At 71.7% G+C, this 13,588-nt stretch carries 13 protein-coding genes and 1 tRNA gene; 3 read left to right on the top strand and 11 right to left on the bottom strand.

All coding sequences use genetic code 11. The features are described 5' to 3' along the window. Window positions 1-45: 45 nt before the first annotated feature. The 6 genes from SA2016_RS05475 to SA2016_RS05450 all read right to left on the bottom strand — a co-directional run bounded on the left by SA2016_RS05475 (window position 46) and on the right by SA2016_RS05450 (window position 6,355). Window positions 46-1,521: an NCS1 family nucleobase:cation symporter-1 gene (locus tag SA2016_RS05475; protein WP_066496291.1), complete on the bottom strand. Its 1,476-nt coding sequence runs from the start codon at window positions 1,519-1,521 to the stop codon at window positions 46-48. Window positions 1,522-1,618: 97 nt separating this feature from the next. Next, window positions 1,619-4,144: a DNA helicase PcrA gene (gene pcrA, locus SA2016_RS05470; protein ID WP_141305658.1), complete on the bottom strand. Its 2,526-nt coding sequence runs from the start codon at window positions 4,142-4,144 to the stop codon at window positions 1,619-1,621. A gap of 104 nt (window positions 4,145-4,248) precedes the next feature. Then, complete coding sequence (locus SA2016_RS05465) at window positions 4,249-4,494, bottom strand: hypothetical protein (protein WP_066496287.1); 246 nt, start codon at window positions 4,492-4,494, stop codon at window positions 4,249-4,251. 20 nt (window positions 4,495-4,514) lie between these two features. Continuing rightward, window positions 4,515-5,024, bottom strand: coding sequence for a DUF892 family protein (locus SA2016_RS05460; RefSeq protein ID WP_066496285.1), 510 nt, complete (start codon window positions 5,022-5,024; stop codon window positions 4,515-4,517). Between the two features lie 136 nt (window positions 5,025-5,160). Next, window positions 5,161-5,373: a hypothetical protein gene (locus SA2016_RS05455; protein WP_066496277.1), complete on the bottom strand. Its 213-nt coding sequence runs from the start codon at window positions 5,371-5,373 to the stop codon at window positions 5,161-5,163. A 142-nt stretch (window positions 5,374-5,515) separates the two neighbouring features. Next, on the bottom strand, window positions 5,516-6,355 hold the full coding sequence (locus SA2016_RS05450; protein WP_229710880.1) for an inositol monophosphatase family protein: 840 nt from the start codon (window positions 6,353-6,355) through the stop codon (window positions 5,516-5,518). 91 nt (window positions 6,356-6,446) lie between these two features. Here SA2016_RS05450 and SA2016_RS05445 point away from each other — a divergent pair, with 91 nt between their 5' ends. Next, window positions 6,447-7,091 (top strand): hypothetical protein, encoded by a 645-nt coding sequence (locus SA2016_RS05445; RefSeq protein WP_066496274.1) that lies wholly within the window; start codon window positions 6,447-6,449, stop codon window positions 7,089-7,091. 30 nt (window positions 7,092-7,121) lie between these two features. Here the strand turns inward: SA2016_RS05445 and SA2016_RS05440 are convergent, their stop codons facing one another. Continuing rightward, a complete protein-coding gene (locus SA2016_RS05440) occupies window positions 7,122-7,991 on the bottom strand; it encodes a hypothetical protein (protein WP_066496271.1) in 870 nt (289 codons plus the stop codon). A gap of 88 nt (window positions 7,992-8,079) precedes the next feature. Here SA2016_RS05440 and SA2016_RS05435 point away from each other — a divergent pair. Both SA2016_RS05435 and SA2016_RS05430 read left to right on the top strand, forming a co-directional pair. Beyond that, window positions 8,080-8,153 (top strand) — tRNA-Arg (locus SA2016_RS05435). 1 nt (window position 8,154) lies between these two features. After that, window positions 8,155-8,598, top strand: a complete 444-nt coding sequence (locus tag SA2016_RS05430; protein ID WP_066496268.1) for a DUF6314 family protein — start codon at window positions 8,155-8,157, stop codon at window positions 8,596-8,598. Window positions 8,599-8,676: 78 nt separating this feature from the next. On the opposite strand, the gene SA2016_RS05425 is transcribed toward SA2016_RS05430, so the two are convergent. From SA2016_RS05425 to SA2016_RS05410, 4 genes are all read right to left on the bottom strand, one after another. Next, window positions 8,677-9,843 (bottom strand): alkaline phosphatase family protein, encoded by a 1,167-nt coding sequence (locus tag SA2016_RS05425; protein WP_084249335.1) that lies wholly within the window; start codon window positions 9,841-9,843, stop codon window positions 8,677-8,679. Next, window positions 9,840-11,123: an alkaline phosphatase family protein gene (locus SA2016_RS05420; protein WP_066496259.1), complete on the bottom strand. Its 1,284-nt coding sequence runs from the start codon at window positions 11,121-11,123 to the stop codon at window positions 9,840-9,842. The genes SA2016_RS05425 and SA2016_RS05420 overlap by 4 nt, the downstream gene beginning before the upstream one ends. A gap of 105 nt (window positions 11,124-11,228) precedes the next feature. After that, the gene (locus SA2016_RS05415) at window positions 11,229-11,639 is read right to left on the bottom strand and encodes an NUDIX hydrolase (RefSeq protein WP_066496258.1); all 411 of its coding nucleotides are present in this window, start codon (window positions 11,637-11,639) and stop codon (window positions 11,229-11,231) included. Window positions 11,640-11,648: 9 nt separating this feature from the next. Continuing rightward, a complete protein-coding gene (locus tag SA2016_RS05410; RefSeq protein ID WP_066496257.1) occupies window positions 11,649-13,538 on the bottom strand; it encodes an ABC transporter ATP-binding protein in 1,890 nt (629 codons plus the stop codon). Window positions 13,539-13,588: the final 50 nt, after the last annotated feature.

The raw sequence follows: 13,588 nt of genomic DNA, 5'->3' as shown, positions 1-13,588 counted from the left end.
AGAAATAGCCCGCCGTGCGCTAGGCGTCGGGGGCCGCGTTCCCGGTCAGATCAGCGCTTCCGGCGGCCTTCCTGCCGCCGGTTCGGCCGCTGCGGCCGCGGCGACGGACTCCGCGATGGAGGTGTCGTGACGGGAGATCGCCCAGTGCACGACGGCGGCGATCGCGGCGCCGATGAACCACGAGAAGGGCGCGAGGTAATCGAAGGCGGGGACGAGCGCGACGATGACGGCGGGCACCGCCGAGACGGCGAACGAGCCCACGGCCTTCAGGTTCCAGCCGTTGCGGTAGGTGTAGTAGCCGCGCTCCCGGAAGAGGTCGCCGACCGCCACATGCTGCCTCCTGAGCACGTAGTAGTCCACCATGATGATTCCGAAGAGGGGACCCAGCAGGGCGCCGAGGCCGCCCAGGAAGAGGTTCACGACCAGCGGACTGTTGAACAGGTTCCACGGGGTGATCACGAGGGCGATGAGCGCCGCGATCAGGCCTCCGCGCTTGAACGTGATCTTCTCCGGCCAGACGTTGGCCAGGTCGTAGGCGGGCGAGACGAAGTTCGCGACGACGTTGATGCCCAGGGTCGCGACCGCGAACGTGACGGCGCCGAGCAGGAGCGCCCACACGCTGTCGATGCGGCCCACGATCTCGACCGGATCGTAGATGTGCTTCCCGTACACCTGGTAGGTGCCGGCCGTGACCACCACGGACACGACCGAGAAGGCGATGAAGTTCACGGGCAGGCCCCACAGGTTCGCGGACCACACCGACCGGCGGTCCGGTGCGAAGCGGGAGAAGTCACAGAAGTTGAGCAGCAGCGTGGAGAAGTAGGTGACGGTGAGCGCGATGGCCGCGGCGAACGCGTGCCCCACTCCCCACGTGGCCGTGCCGCCCTGCAGCTCGAAGGAGACCTTCCAGCCGGCCTTGAGCAGGATGTAGACCACGAGGAGTCCCATGACCACCCACACGGCCGGGCCGGCCCAGTCCTGGAAGCGGCGGATGGTGTCCATGCCGTTGCGCAGGAGGACGAGCTGCAGTGCCCACATGAGGAGGAAGCCGAGCCAGCCGAGGGTGGACTCGCCGAGGAAGTTGTTCTCGGTCAGCCCCTGGGCGCCGGGCCAGATCTTCAGCGCGATGATGATCACCGCCCGGGACGCGAGCCAGGTCTGGATGCCGTACCACGCGATCGCGACGAGGGCCCGGATGAGGGCGGGGAGGTTGGCCCCGATCGTGCCGAAGGAGATCCTGGCCAGCACCGGGTAGGGCACGCCCGTCTTCTGGCCCGCGTACCCGGAGAGGTTCATGAGGAGGAAGACGATGACGATCCCCACCACGAGCGCGAGGAAGACCTGCCACGCGCCGAGGCCGATCGCGAAGAGCCCGGCGGCGAACGTGTACCCGCCGAGCGAATGGATGTCCGACATCCACATCGCGAACAGGGAGTAGAAGCCCCACCTCCTGTGCTCGGCAGGCGCGAGGTCCTCGTTGTAGAGGCGGGGGCTGTACCCCGCGGGAATCGACTCGGCCACCGTTCCGCCTCCTTGCCCACGGCTACCCCGGCGGTCCCCCACACCGTTCGACGACAGGGTAGGACCGCCGGGGCCCAGGCTCAATGGGCGGCGGCGCTCAGCTCACCTTGGTCAGGGGTGCATAGCGCAGCAGGAGGCGCTTCTCGCCGACGTCGAAGCTCACCTTCGCGACGGTCTTGTCGCCGGCGCCCTCGACGCCGATCACCGTGCCGTTGCCGAACGCCGTGTGGTTGACCTTGTCCCCCACCGAGACCGCGATGACCTCCTTCTGCGGCTGTACCCGCCCCTTGGTCGTGGCCGCGGAGGGCGCCCACGCCGGGGAGATCGAGGAGAAGTTCGCGTTCCGGCTCGTCCCGGCGCCCCAGGAGGAGCCGCCGTACCGGCCGCCGAGCCGGTCGTACCGGTCGGCGGCGCTGCCCACGGCGGGCGGCCGCTTGGACCCCTCGCGCTTCCAGTCGATCAGCTCGGCCGGGACCTCGCCCAGGAACTGGCTGGCCGGGTAGTACTCGCTCTGGCCCCAGAGGCTGCGCACCTCGGAGCGGGTGAGGTAGAGCCGCTTCCGGGCGCGTGTGAGGCCCACGTAGGCGAGCCGGCGCTCTTCGGCGAGCTCCTCGGGGTCCGTCGCGGACCGGCGGTGCGGGAAGACCCCGTGCTCCATGCCGGTCAGGAACACGACCGGGAACTCGAGGCCCTTGGCCGTGTGTAGGGTCATGAGCGTCACGACGCCCTGCCGCCGCGCCTCCGCGACCGCCGCGTCGACCTCGGCCTGGGAGGCGCCGTCCGGCGTGTCCGGGATCTGGTCCGCGTCCGCGACGAGCGAGACCTGCTCGAGGAACTCCTCGAGGCTCCCCTCGGGATTGTCGCGCTCGTATTCGCGCACGACGGCGACGAGCTCGGCCAGGTTCTCGACGCGCGACTCGTCCTGGGGGTCCGTCGAGCTGCGCAGGCCCGCTAGATAGCCGGTCTGCTCGAGGACGGCCTCGAGGGCCTCGGCCGCTCCCGACCCCTCCGCCACCGCGGCGAGGTCGTCGAGGAGCTTGACGAATCCCTTCACTGCGTTGAGCGAGCGGGTGGCCATGCCCGGGACCTCCTCGGCGCGGCGGGCGGCGGCCATAAAGGAGAGGCGCTCCCGCTCGGCGAAGGCGGCGATGGTGCCCTCGGCCCGCTCGCCGATGCCCCGCTTCGGCTCGTTGAGGACGCGGCGGAGGTTGACGTCGTCGTCCGGGTTGACCAGCACGCGCAGGTAGGCGAGCGCGTCCTTGATCTCCTTGCGCTCGTAGAAGCGGGTGCCGCCGACCACCTTGTAGGGCAGGCCCACACGCATGAGGATCTCCTCGAGGCTGCGGGACTGGGCGTTGGTGCGGTAGAACACCGCGACGTCGCCGGGGCGGAACTCGCCGGTGTCGGTGAGCCGGTCGATCTCCTTGGCGATGAAGCGCGCTTCCTCGTGCTCGTTCTCGGCCGCGTAGCCGATGATCTTCTCGCCGTCCCCCTCCGAGGTCCACAGGCGCTTCTGCGGCCGGTTCGGGTTGCGCGAGATCACGGCGTTCGCGGCGGAGAGGATCGTCTGGGTGGAGCGGTAGTTCTGCTCGAGCTTGATGGTGCGGGCCTCGGGGTAGTCCTTCTCGAACTCCACGATGTTGCGGATGTCCGCGCCGCGGAAGGCGTAGATGGACTGGTCGGAGTCGCCCACCACGGTGAGCTCGGACGCCTCCGGCCCTTCGCCCACAATCTCCCGCACGAGGGCGTACTGGGCGTGGTTGGTGTCCTGGTACTCGTCGACGAGGACGTGCCGGAACCGGCGGCGGTAGGTCTCGGCGAGCGCCGGGAAGGCCCGGAACATGTACACGGTCTCCGCGATCAGGTCGTCGAAGTCCATGGCGTTCGCCTGGCGCAGGCGCTGGGTGTAGCCCTTGTAGACCTCGGCCACGCCGGCCTCGAACGGATCGTTCATGTTCGCGCGGCCGGCGAAGTCGTCCGCATCGATGAGCTCGTTCTTGAGCGCGGAGATCTTGTGCTGGACCGCCTTGGGGGCCACCTTCTTGGGGTCCAGCTCGAGGCCCTTGTGCACGAGCGTGATAAGCCGGAGCGAATCGGCGGAGTCGTAGATCGAGAAGTTCGAGTTCAGCCCCACGGACTTCGCCTCGCGGCGGAGGATGCGCACGCAGGAGGAGTGGAACGTGGAGATCCACATCCGCTGCGCGCGCTCGCCCACGAGGGCCTCGATGCGCTCGCGCATCTCGGCGGCGGCCTTGTTCGTGAAGGTAATGGCGAGGATCTCGCCGTGGTGGGCCCGGCCTGTCGCGATGAGGTAGGCGATCCGGTGCGAGAGCACGCGCGTCTTACCGGACCCGGCGCCCGCGACGATGAGCAGGGGGGCGCCGGCGTGGGTCACGGCCTCGAGCTGCTGCGGGTTGAGCCCCTCGAGCAGGTGGGCGGCCTCGGCCTCCGCCGCCCGGCGCGCGTCCTCGGCCGGGTCGGAGGCTGGCAGCCAGTCCTCGGGCAGGTCCTCGGGAGCGCCGGTCTCCTCCTCTGGGGCGGGCGGAAGCTCCTCGGGGTCTGGTTCCTCCGCCCCGCCGGGCAGGCCGGTCTTGGGCAGATGGGCGTAGGGATCGAAGAGCATATCCATGATCCCTCTATTTTAGGCCGCGCGGCTGACACTTCTCGGGGCCGCCCAGGGCGCGGGCGTGGCCGGGACGATGGACGCCCCGGCCACACCCTGGCCCCTCAGGCTCCGCTCGGGCGGCGTACGCCGTAGCGGTGCCCCTCGCTGTCGGTCTCGATGTCGATCCCGTCGAGCTCCCGCGCCTCCTTGAGGTCCTCGGGATTGTGGCCGTGGCGCTCGGGCTCGGTGGCGATCCGGCGGTTGGCCGGCCCGTAGAGCCCGCGCAGGCGGCCCATGGTCCTCATGAAGGACTCGGGTCTGCTCTCGCGCGCGCCCGGCTCCTGCTGGCCCGGCTCGTGGTGGTTCATGTGCGCACCTCCCTCCTGCCTCAGTCCGTCTTGGCTTGGACGGTCTCCGCGCTGGCGAAGACCTCCCGCATGAGCTCGAGGACGCGGTTGCGCGAGGCGAGCTGCTCGATGAGGCACTTCTCCAGCTGGTCGGCGAGGTGCGCACTGATCCACTCCCGTGCGTAGACGGTCAGCGGCTCGTACACGGCGATCGCGCTGTAGAGCACCTCGAGGGCGAGCGGCAGGACCGCGAGGTCCTTGATGCCGTCGGCCGTCTTGCGCAGGATCGCGTGCGCCTCCTTGTCGAGCCCGTCGGCGGCGTGCCCCGGGGGGACGGCGACGTTGCGCTCGAGCTCGGCGAAGCAGTCCTCGAGGACGGCCGCATGCAGCCTTGCCTCCTCGCTGAGGTCGAGCATGAGGGCCGCGACCTCGCGCCGCTGCGACTCCTGCTCGAGGACTCCCAACGTGACGATCGAGCGGCGGCTTGTTCCGCGGGCGATTCCCAGGCGGTACACGAAGAGCTCGTGGGCTTCGGAGAAGTACTCGAACATGGCAGGACCTACTTCCCGGCGGGCCGGCGGCGGGCGCGAAGCTCCGGCGGATCCTTCGACGACGTCCGCCCCTGTCCTACGACCATTCTCCGCCGCGGCGCCTGCCGCGGCAACGGAGTGCCCCGGCGTCCGGCCCCTACTCGTCCAGGCCGCGGTGCTGCTCCGCGACGTCGGCCGGGTCCGCCTCCGGGACGTCGGCCGGGCCCGGTTCGACCACCACGTCCTCGGCGTCGATCAGGCCGTCCTCCTCGTCCCAGACCTTCTCGTCGGGCTCGACGGAGAAGTCCAGCGAGGGGTCCTCCTCCTCGCTGAGGCTGCGTGCCGGATCCTGGTTGTCGATGCTGGCCATGGTTATCCTCCGTGCGCCTCGTCTGGCGGGACCGGCCCGCTCCCAGGACCGTTTCCGGCCTCTGGCTCAGTCCAGCACAGCACCGGGCCGGTGCGGGGTCAAGGGCGCCGCCGGCCCGTCTGGAGTCCCCCGGAGGGGCGCCTCAGCCGAGCCGCGCCGAGGACAGGGCCGAGACGATCTCGCGGACGGCCGTCGCGCCTCCGGCCGCGAACCAGGTGAGCCCGTTGACCTCGACGGTCGCCGTGGTGCCGCCGGCAGCGGTGAGGATCGCCTTGCCGGGGAGCCAGTCCCACTGCGGGCACGAGTGCTGGAACCACGCCCCGATCTCGCCCTGGGCCACGCGGGCGAGGTCGCACGAGCCGGAGCCGAGGATGCGGATCGAGGCGGACTGGACGGCGGCGGCGTGCCATGGCATCGCCGAGAGCGGCTGCTCGAGCCAGCGCGGCTGGATCGACGTCGCGACCCCGAGCATGCCCAGGCGCGCGTCGGCCGGCCCCTCGAGGGGATTGCCGTTGAGCGTGGCGGGGACCCCGGCGCCGCCGATCCAGAGCTTGTCCTCCTGGGGCTGGAAGATCGCGCCGAGGAGCGCCTCCGGGTCGGCGTCCGCGCTCGAGGCCGGCCCACGGAGGGCCAGGGCGGAGCACCAGTAGCTCGATCCGGCGAAGAAGTTGTACGTCCCGTCCACGGGGTCCACGACCCACGTCCGGCCCGAGGAGGACGGCACGTCGGTGCCCTCCTCGCCGAAGACCCCGTCCTCGGGGCGGCAGCGGCGCAGCTGGGCGAGGATGTACGCCTCGGCGGCCTTGTCCGCGGCGGTCACGATGTCGGAGACGGAGGACTTCCGCTGGGCCTCGAGGCCCTCGCGCCGCATCTGGAGCGCGAGCGTCCCGGCCGTGCGCACGAGCGCCTCGGCCAGTGCGGCGTCGGTCAGGTCCGGGTCGAGGTCGGGCAGGGTGCGGGCGATGTCGCTGGTCTCAGGCACACGCCCAGCCTACCCGCGGGCCCCACGTCCGGCCGCTGTCCCGGCGGGGCCGCGGTCGGGGGCGCCGCCGTGCGGGACGGATAATGGACCCATGTCCAAGACCCCTGCCCAGCGGGCCCGCAAGCACGGCGAGCGCGCCGCCGTCGCCCCGAGTGCCCGCCCCGGCCTGCCCGCCAACCCCACCACGCGGCGCACGCCGGAGCAGGCCCAGGGCAACGCACGGCTGATCATCATCGCCGCCCTCGTGGCCAGCGTGTTCATGTTCTGGTACTACCACCTGCTCACGCTCTCGCAGATGACCCAGCTCTCGGGGGGCCTCGCCATGCCGGACTCGCTCGTGGGCGGGTTCTCCCCGGACTACGCGCACCGGCTGCAGGGAGCGCTGGACGACGCCGCCCGGGGCCAGCTCAGCTACGTGCACAAGACCGCCGGGACGCTGTTCCCGCTCATCAGCGGCTTCACGTTCCTGCTCGTCTTCGGCACGTGGGTGAAGGGCAAGGTCCTGCGGCGGGTCTCGTTCGCCGTGGTGGTCGTGTTCGCGATCGTGCGGCTGTGGGGCAACATCGCGGTGGACAGCGCGCTCGCTCCCGGGGCGGACGCCGGGGCCGCGGTGCTCGCCTCGGTCCTCGTGGTGGCGGGCTGGGTGCTGCTCTTCGCCATCCTCCTCGGTGCCGGGGCCGCGGTGCTCGCCGCGCGCCGCAGGCGCACGACGCCGGAGCGCGCCTCGGGCGCCTGACGCCCCGCACGTCGGGGGCGCGGCCCGGGCTCAGGCGCGCACGCGGCGCAGGGCGCGGGCCTGCCGGGCCGGCACGCCGAGACGGTACGCGATGACCGCGCCCACCAGGGCGATGCCCACCGTGATGGGGTAGCCCATGAACCGCTCGAGGGTCCCCGGCTCGGGGACGTGGAGGCGGACGGCCCCGCCCACGAGCGTCGCGACGAACGAGGCGCCGCCGCACAGCAGCACGGGCCACGCCGCCGCGGAGCGCCCGATCCACAGCAGGCCGAGCACCACCAGCGCGAGCGAGCCGCCCACGAAGTAGGCGCCCGCCGCGACCAGGTGCACGGCCTCGATGGAGTCCTGCGGGACGAGTCCCACGACCGCCACCCCCGTGCCGGCGAGCCCGAGGAGGATCCGCACCGCGAGCGTCGCCGCCCAGGGCACGGCGACCGCCGGGTGGCCCGACCGGATCGCCGCGGCGAGGCTCCCGCGGGCGGCGGCGGCCGGCGTCGTGCGTGCACGTCCCGCGGCGCGCGATGGGCGCGCCGTCCTCGGCGCGCGCGCCACGAGGGCGCGGGAGAGCCGCGCCTGGGCGAGGACGGCCCGGTCCTGGGCGGCGACGCGGAGCACGGCCGAGGTGATGAGCAGCGCCGCGATCACCATCCCCACGCCCTGGAGGACGAAGGAGACGTCCATGAGCGCGTGCAGCGGCGAACAGATCTCGCGGGTGCCGTGGAGGCCGCAGCTGACCTGCCCGAGGTCGCTGATGAAGTTCAGCCGCCGGCTGTACGGGGCGGGGCCGCGCCAGCCGGCGATCGTGGCCGCCTCCGCGGCGAAGAACTGCAGGACGCTCACCGCCGACCACGCGCCCAGGTAGTGCCGGATCCGGTCGGTCGATGCCTCTGCCGCTGCCACGGGCCCAGCCTAGCCACGACCGCGGCGTGCGGCGCGGGCGCCCCGCCAGCCGGTATGCTTGTCAGCGTGCCCGGCGCGATCCGGGCCGGCCCCCGTAGCTCAGTAGGATAGAGCGGCCCTCTCCTAAAGGGCAGGCCATCGGTTCGATTCCGGTCGGGGGCACTTGTCATATCCCGTCCCCGATCTGCGCGCCTACCTCCTCGGGTCCTGGGCCGTGGAGCGCGAGCTCGTGGACCGGGCCTCGGGCGCACGGGGCAGCTTCGCCGGCACGGTCGCGTTCGAGCCGACGAACGACGGCGGACTCCGGCAGCGCGAACGGGGCACCGTCCGCTGGGGTGCCCATGAGGGACCGGCCGAGCGCGAGTACCTCTGGCGCCCGGGCGCCCACGCGGGGACCATGGACGTCTTCTTCCCCGACGGGCGCCCGTTCCATGCGGTGGACCTGACCGGCTCCGCGGACGACGGCGCCCACTGGTGTTCCCCCGACGACTACCGGGTCCGCTACGAGGCGATCGGCCCGGACGAGCTTCGCTACGCGTGGGACGTCAAGGGGCCGGCGAAGGACCTGCTCCTGACGAGCGTCCTCCGCCGGCTCCCCCGCCCCTGACCCCCCGCCCCTGATCCCCCACCGCGACCCGGGGTCACGTCTCACCCCATCCGGGGTCACGTCCCTAGCGACCCGGGGTCAGACCCCCTTGTTGTACACATCGAGCCCGAAGCGGTTCAGACCCGGGGTGCCCGCGTACCCGAGGTAGGGCAGTCCCTTGAGGTCCTCGATGCTCGCGAGGAGGCTGTAGTGGTTGTACGGCGTCGTGGACCACGTGCCGCCGGCCGTGAACGGCGAGAGCACGAGCGCCCCGACGCGGCCGCCTCCCAGCCCCGTGATGCCGGGGAGCGCGGCGTTGGGACCAGGCCCCTCGCCGCAGCACGCGCTCGCGTCCTGCTGCGGGCCGTCCGATTCGTCGAACGTGATGACCAGGACCCCGTCCTGCTTGAACGCGGGCGACCCCGTGATGACGGGCACCCACTGCTTGAGCCACGCATCGGCCGAGACGAGTCCACCGGGCTGGCCGTCGACGCACGGGGAGTCGTGCCCGTCGTGGCACAGGTTGGGGGTGATGAAGGAGACGTCCGGGGTGGTCGAGGCCGAGGCGAGGTCGCCGCTGAGGGCGGACAGGTCGACGTCGTCCGCCGCGCAGTCCGGTGAGCCGGTGATGCCCGCGAAGTAGACGAACGGGTTGTGGCGGGCCGCATACTGGTCCCCGACCCGCGCCTTCTGGGTGTCGTCGACGGCGCCGAGCTGCGGGTGGCGGCAGGGCGTGCCCATGTCCTCCATGTAGCCCTTCCAGGTCTTGCCCGCGGCGATGAGCTGGTCCGCAATGGTCTTCACACCGGACGGGTACACGCACCCGCTGCCGACCGCCTGTCCCTGGTCCGCCGTGCCGGTCTGGACGAACGGCGAATACGTCTGGCAGTCCGCCTGGGTCTGGCTGTTCGGCCCCTGCCCCGAGACCTCGGAGACGTAGTTGTCTAGCGAGTTGTGGCCGGTCCCGTAGTAGCTGTTGAGCAGGACGCCCTGCGAGCGCAGGGTCTGGGAAAGGTAGGGCGCCTGCGAGGACGGGCCCCACGTCTCGTCATAGCCCTTGTTCTCGAGGTTGATGACGAACACGTGGGAGCTCGGGGGCAGGTACTGCGAGGTCGATCCGGCGGCCTCGGCCGGCTGGCCTCCGCCCCCGCGCACGAGGGCGACGGCGGCGAGCACCAGCACGGCGAGAGCCGCGAGCACGACGGCGAGGGGCCGCCGTCGTGCGGTGACGGCGAGGGCGCCCGGGGCGAGGGATCTGCGGGTCATGAGAGCTTCCATCCTTCCGCGATGGCGCGGTCCTTGAGGGGCTTCCACTCGTCTTCGGGGTCGCCGCCGGGCAGGGGCGTGCAGGGCGCGCCGGCCGCGAACGGCGGGACGGTGTACGCCGGAGCACTGAGGTTCGGGGCCGAGGCGAAGTCGAGGACCTCGGCGATGTTGGCGGCGTTCGCGTCGCGCGGGGTGAGGGCCGGCAGGTTCCACCGCCACTCGATGGCCTTGAGGACCGAGGTGTGGTCGTAGGCGCCGGAGGCGATGGCGCCTCGGCGGGCGAACGGCGAGACGACGAGGGCGGGGACGCGGAAGCCGCGCAGCGCGGTGGTGGGGCTGACGTCCGGGGCGGTGGTCGGGGCCACGTGGTCGTAGAAGCCGCCCCACTCGTCGAAGTTGACCACGAGCATGGTGCGGGACCACGCCGGAGACTTCGTGACGGCGTTGTAGATCTCGTTGAGGAAGAGCTCGCCCGAGCGGACGTCCGCGTGGGGGTGGTCGTCGCCGGATGTGCCGGTGCTCTCGTCCGTGAACCGCGGGTCCACGAAGCTCACCGACGGCAGCGTGCCGGCCGCGCAGTCGCTGAGGAACTCCGAGTACTGGGCGGAGATGGGCAGGTACTTGGTGCCCCACAGTGCCACGAACGGCACGTCGGAGTAGTAGTACTTCCCGCTCACCCCCGCTGCGGCGAGGCGGTCCCAGATCGTGGGGATCGTCGCGTTGGCGGTCGAGTTGTGGATGCGGTCCGTCTGCGCCGAGTGCTGGTAGAACCGGTTCGGGTAGGTCTCGGCCATGACGGCGGCGTAGTAGTTGTCGCACACGGTCCAGCCCGGCGCGGCCTGGGCAAAGAACGCGAGGTCGGCGTCGGTGTAGTACCCGATCGCGAACTCGTCATTGTCCCCGGCGCGCAGCCAGCCGTCGCACTTGCCGTTGTTGTACTCGATGAGCCCGCCCTCTTGGGAGTGGTCGGGGTCGGGGTGCCTGCACCCCTGGAAGTCCGTGAGGTGGTGCGTCGAGTGGGGGACGCCGTAGCGGTCGGTGTAGGTGAGGCCGCCCTGCTTCCCGTTGGCGCCGGGGAGCCAGCCGAGGAAGTGGTCGAACGAGCGGTTCTCCATCATCACCACGATGATGTGGTCGATCCCGGCGGTGCTGGGATCGGCGGGCAGGGCTGCAGGGGCGAGGCTCCGGGTCGAGGCCGGCGCGGCGGCACCGGTGAGGGCTGCGGCGCCGAGGGCTGCGAAGGAGGCTGCCGTGAGGAAACTGCGGCGGGAGGTGGTCACGGCCCACCAAGTTACCGTGCAGTAGCAGCGGTCAGGGGCGGTTTTGCCCACTGTTCACCGGGGGTTCACAGACTTCCCACCTGGCTCCCAGAGAAGGGGTGGCCGTCAGGGGCGCCGCGCAAGGAGCGGCAGCACGTGGTCGGTCAGGAGCGGGGCGAGGTCCGGCCCGGGTTCCGCCGCCGGATCGATCCAGCGCAGCTCGGCGATCTCGGCCGCGGCGTGCACGGCGCCCGGATCGTAGGTCCCGGGGGCCGCGAACACGGTGGCCTCGATGTCCATGCCGGCCTCGTTCGCCGCGCGCGCGATCCAGGTGCCCACGGGCTCGAGGGCTCCGGGGCCGACGACGATCCCCACCTCCTCCTCGAGCTCGCGGCTCGCGGCGTCGGCGGCGGATTCGCCCGCCTCAGGCTTCCCACCCGGATGCATGAAGCGATCGGTGCCGCGCTTGCGGACGGTGAGGAGACGCCCGTCGTGCGCGAAGACGCAGACGGCCGAGACGACGATCCGGGATTCCACGGTTCGAGGCTACTGCGCGTAGTCGTCCGCCGTGGCCGCGGCCTCGGCGAACTGGGTGGTGTACAGCTCGGCGTACCGTCCACCCGCGGCGAGCAGCTCCCCGTGGGTGCCGCGCTCCACGATCTGGCCGTCCTCCACCACGAGGATCTGGTCCGCGGCGCGGATCGTGGAGAGGCGGTGTGCGATCACGACGGCGGTGCGCCCCTCGAGCGCCTCCCCCAGGGCCGCCTGGACGGCCGCCTCGTTGGTCGAGTCGAGCGCGGCGGTGGCCTCGTCGAGGATCACCACCCGCGGGGCGGCGAGGAGCAGGCGCGCGATCGTGAGCCGCTGCCGCTCGCCGCCGGAGAGCCGGTACCCCCGCTCGCCCACGATGGTCTCGAGCCCGTCCGGGAGCGAGCGCACCATGTCCTCGAGCCGCGAGCGCCGCAGCACGTCCCAGAGCTCCTCCTCGGTGGCCTCGGGCCGGGCGAGGCGGAGGTTGGCGGCGATGCTCTCGTGGAACAGGTGGCCGTCCTGGGTGACCATGCCCACGGTGCCCCGCATGGAGGCGAAGCTCGTGTCCCGCACGTCGATGCCGCCGATCCGCACCGACCCCGACTCCACGTCGTAGAGGCGCGAGAGCAGCTGCGCCACCGTGGACTTGCCGGCGCCGGACGATCCCACGAGTGCAAGCGTCTGGCCCGGGTCGACCCGGAAGGAGATGCCGTGGAGCACCTCTTCCCCTCCGCGGGTGTCGAGCACGGCGACCTCCTCGAGCGAGGCGAGCGAGACCTTGTCGGCGCTCGGGTAGCCGAAGCGGACGTCGTCGAACTCGACCGCGACGGGGCCCGCCGGGAGGGGCCGTGCGTCCGCCTTCTCCTGGATGAGCGGGGTCAGGTCGAGGACCTCGAAGACGCGCTCGAAGCTCACGAGCGCACTCATGATCTCCACCCGGGCGCTGGAGAGGTTGGTGATCGGCGCGTAGAGGCGCGTCAGGAGCAGGGCGAGCACGACGACGTCGCCCGGCGCGAGCTGCCCGGCGATCGCGAGCCAGCCGCCCACCCCGTAGACGAGCGCGAGGGCGAGCGAGGAGACGAGGGTGAGCGCGGTGATGAACGTGAAGGAGAGCATCGAGGAGCGGATCCCGATGTCCCGCACACGCCGCGCGCGCAGCGCGAACTCGCGGGACTCCTCGTCGGGGCGCCCGAAGAGCTTGATGAGGGTCGCGCCGGGCGCCGAGAAGCGCTCGGTCATCTGGGTGCTCATGGTGGCGTTGTGCGCGGCTGCCTCGCGGCGCAGGTCCGCGACGCGCGCCCCCATGCGCCGGGCAGGGATGAGGAAGATCGGCAGGAGGATGAGCGCCAGGACGGTCACGAGCCAGGACTTCTGCGCCATGACGGCCACCGTGAGGATCAGGGCGACGGCGTTGCTCACCACGCCCGAGAGGGTGCCGGCGAACGCGGCCTGGGCGCCGATGACGTCGTTGTTCAGGCGGCTCACGAGGGCGCCCGTGCGGGTGCGGGTGAAGAAGGCGATCGGCATGGTCTGGACGTGGTCGAACACGGCACGGCGCAGGTCCAGGATGACGCCCTCGCCGATCGTCGCCGAGAGCCAGCGCGTCAGGAGCCCGAACCCCGCGTCGGCCAGGGCCACGGCGGCGATGAGCACCGCGAGCCAGACCACGGTGGAGACCGAGGAGTGGCCCACGATCGCGTCCACGACCTGGCCAGCGAGCACGGGGGTGGCGACGGCGGTCACCGCCGCGACGATGGAGGTCAGCACGAAGGCGACGAGGCGGCCACGGTGGGGCGCAGCGAACGTGAGCACCCGCCGCAGGGTCTCCTTGCTGAACGGGTTCCTGCCCTCGGTGGCGCGGGAGATCTGATGCAGCGAACTCCACGCCGCGGTCTGCATGCTCATGGGATTCTCCTGAGAACGTGAAAGGCCCGCCGACTCGCGATTGGGGGGTG

The sequence above is a fragment of the Sinomonas atrocyanea genome (assembly GCF_001577305.1).
GTDB lineage: Bacteria > Actinomycetota > Actinomycetes > Actinomycetales > Micrococcaceae > Sinomonas > Sinomonas atrocyanea.
Note: the sequence above shows the minus strand (reverse complement) of the source record. Positions and strands in the feature narration are given on the sequence as shown.

Coding starts and splice junctions, on each gene's coding strand:
- pcrA (WP_141305658.1), bottom strand. CDS start 4,144: ATGCTCTTCGATCCCTACGCCCATCTGCCCAAGACCGGCCTGCCCGGC.
- SA2016_RS05465 (WP_066496287.1), bottom strand. CDS start 4,494: ATGAACCACCACGAGCCGGGCCAGCAGGAGCCGGGCGCGCGCGAGAGC.
- SA2016_RS05460 (WP_066496285.1), bottom strand. CDS start 5,024: ATGTTCGAGTACTTCTCCGAAGCCCACGAGCTCTTCGTGTACCGCCTG.
- SA2016_RS05455 (WP_066496277.1), bottom strand. CDS start 5,373: ATGGCCAGCATCGACAACCAGGATCCGGCACGCAGCCTCAGCGAGGAG.
- SA2016_RS05445 (WP_066496274.1), top strand. CDS start 6,447: ATGTCCAAGACCCCTGCCCAGCGGGCCCGCAAGCACGGCGAGCGCGCC.
- SA2016_RS05425 (WP_084249335.1), bottom strand. CDS start 9,843: ATGACCCGCAGATCCCTCGCCCCGGGCGCCCTCGCCGTCACCGCACGA.
- SA2016_RS05410 (WP_066496257.1), bottom strand. CDS start 13,538: ATGAGCATGCAGACCGCGGCGTGGAGTTCGCTGCATCAGATCTCCCGC.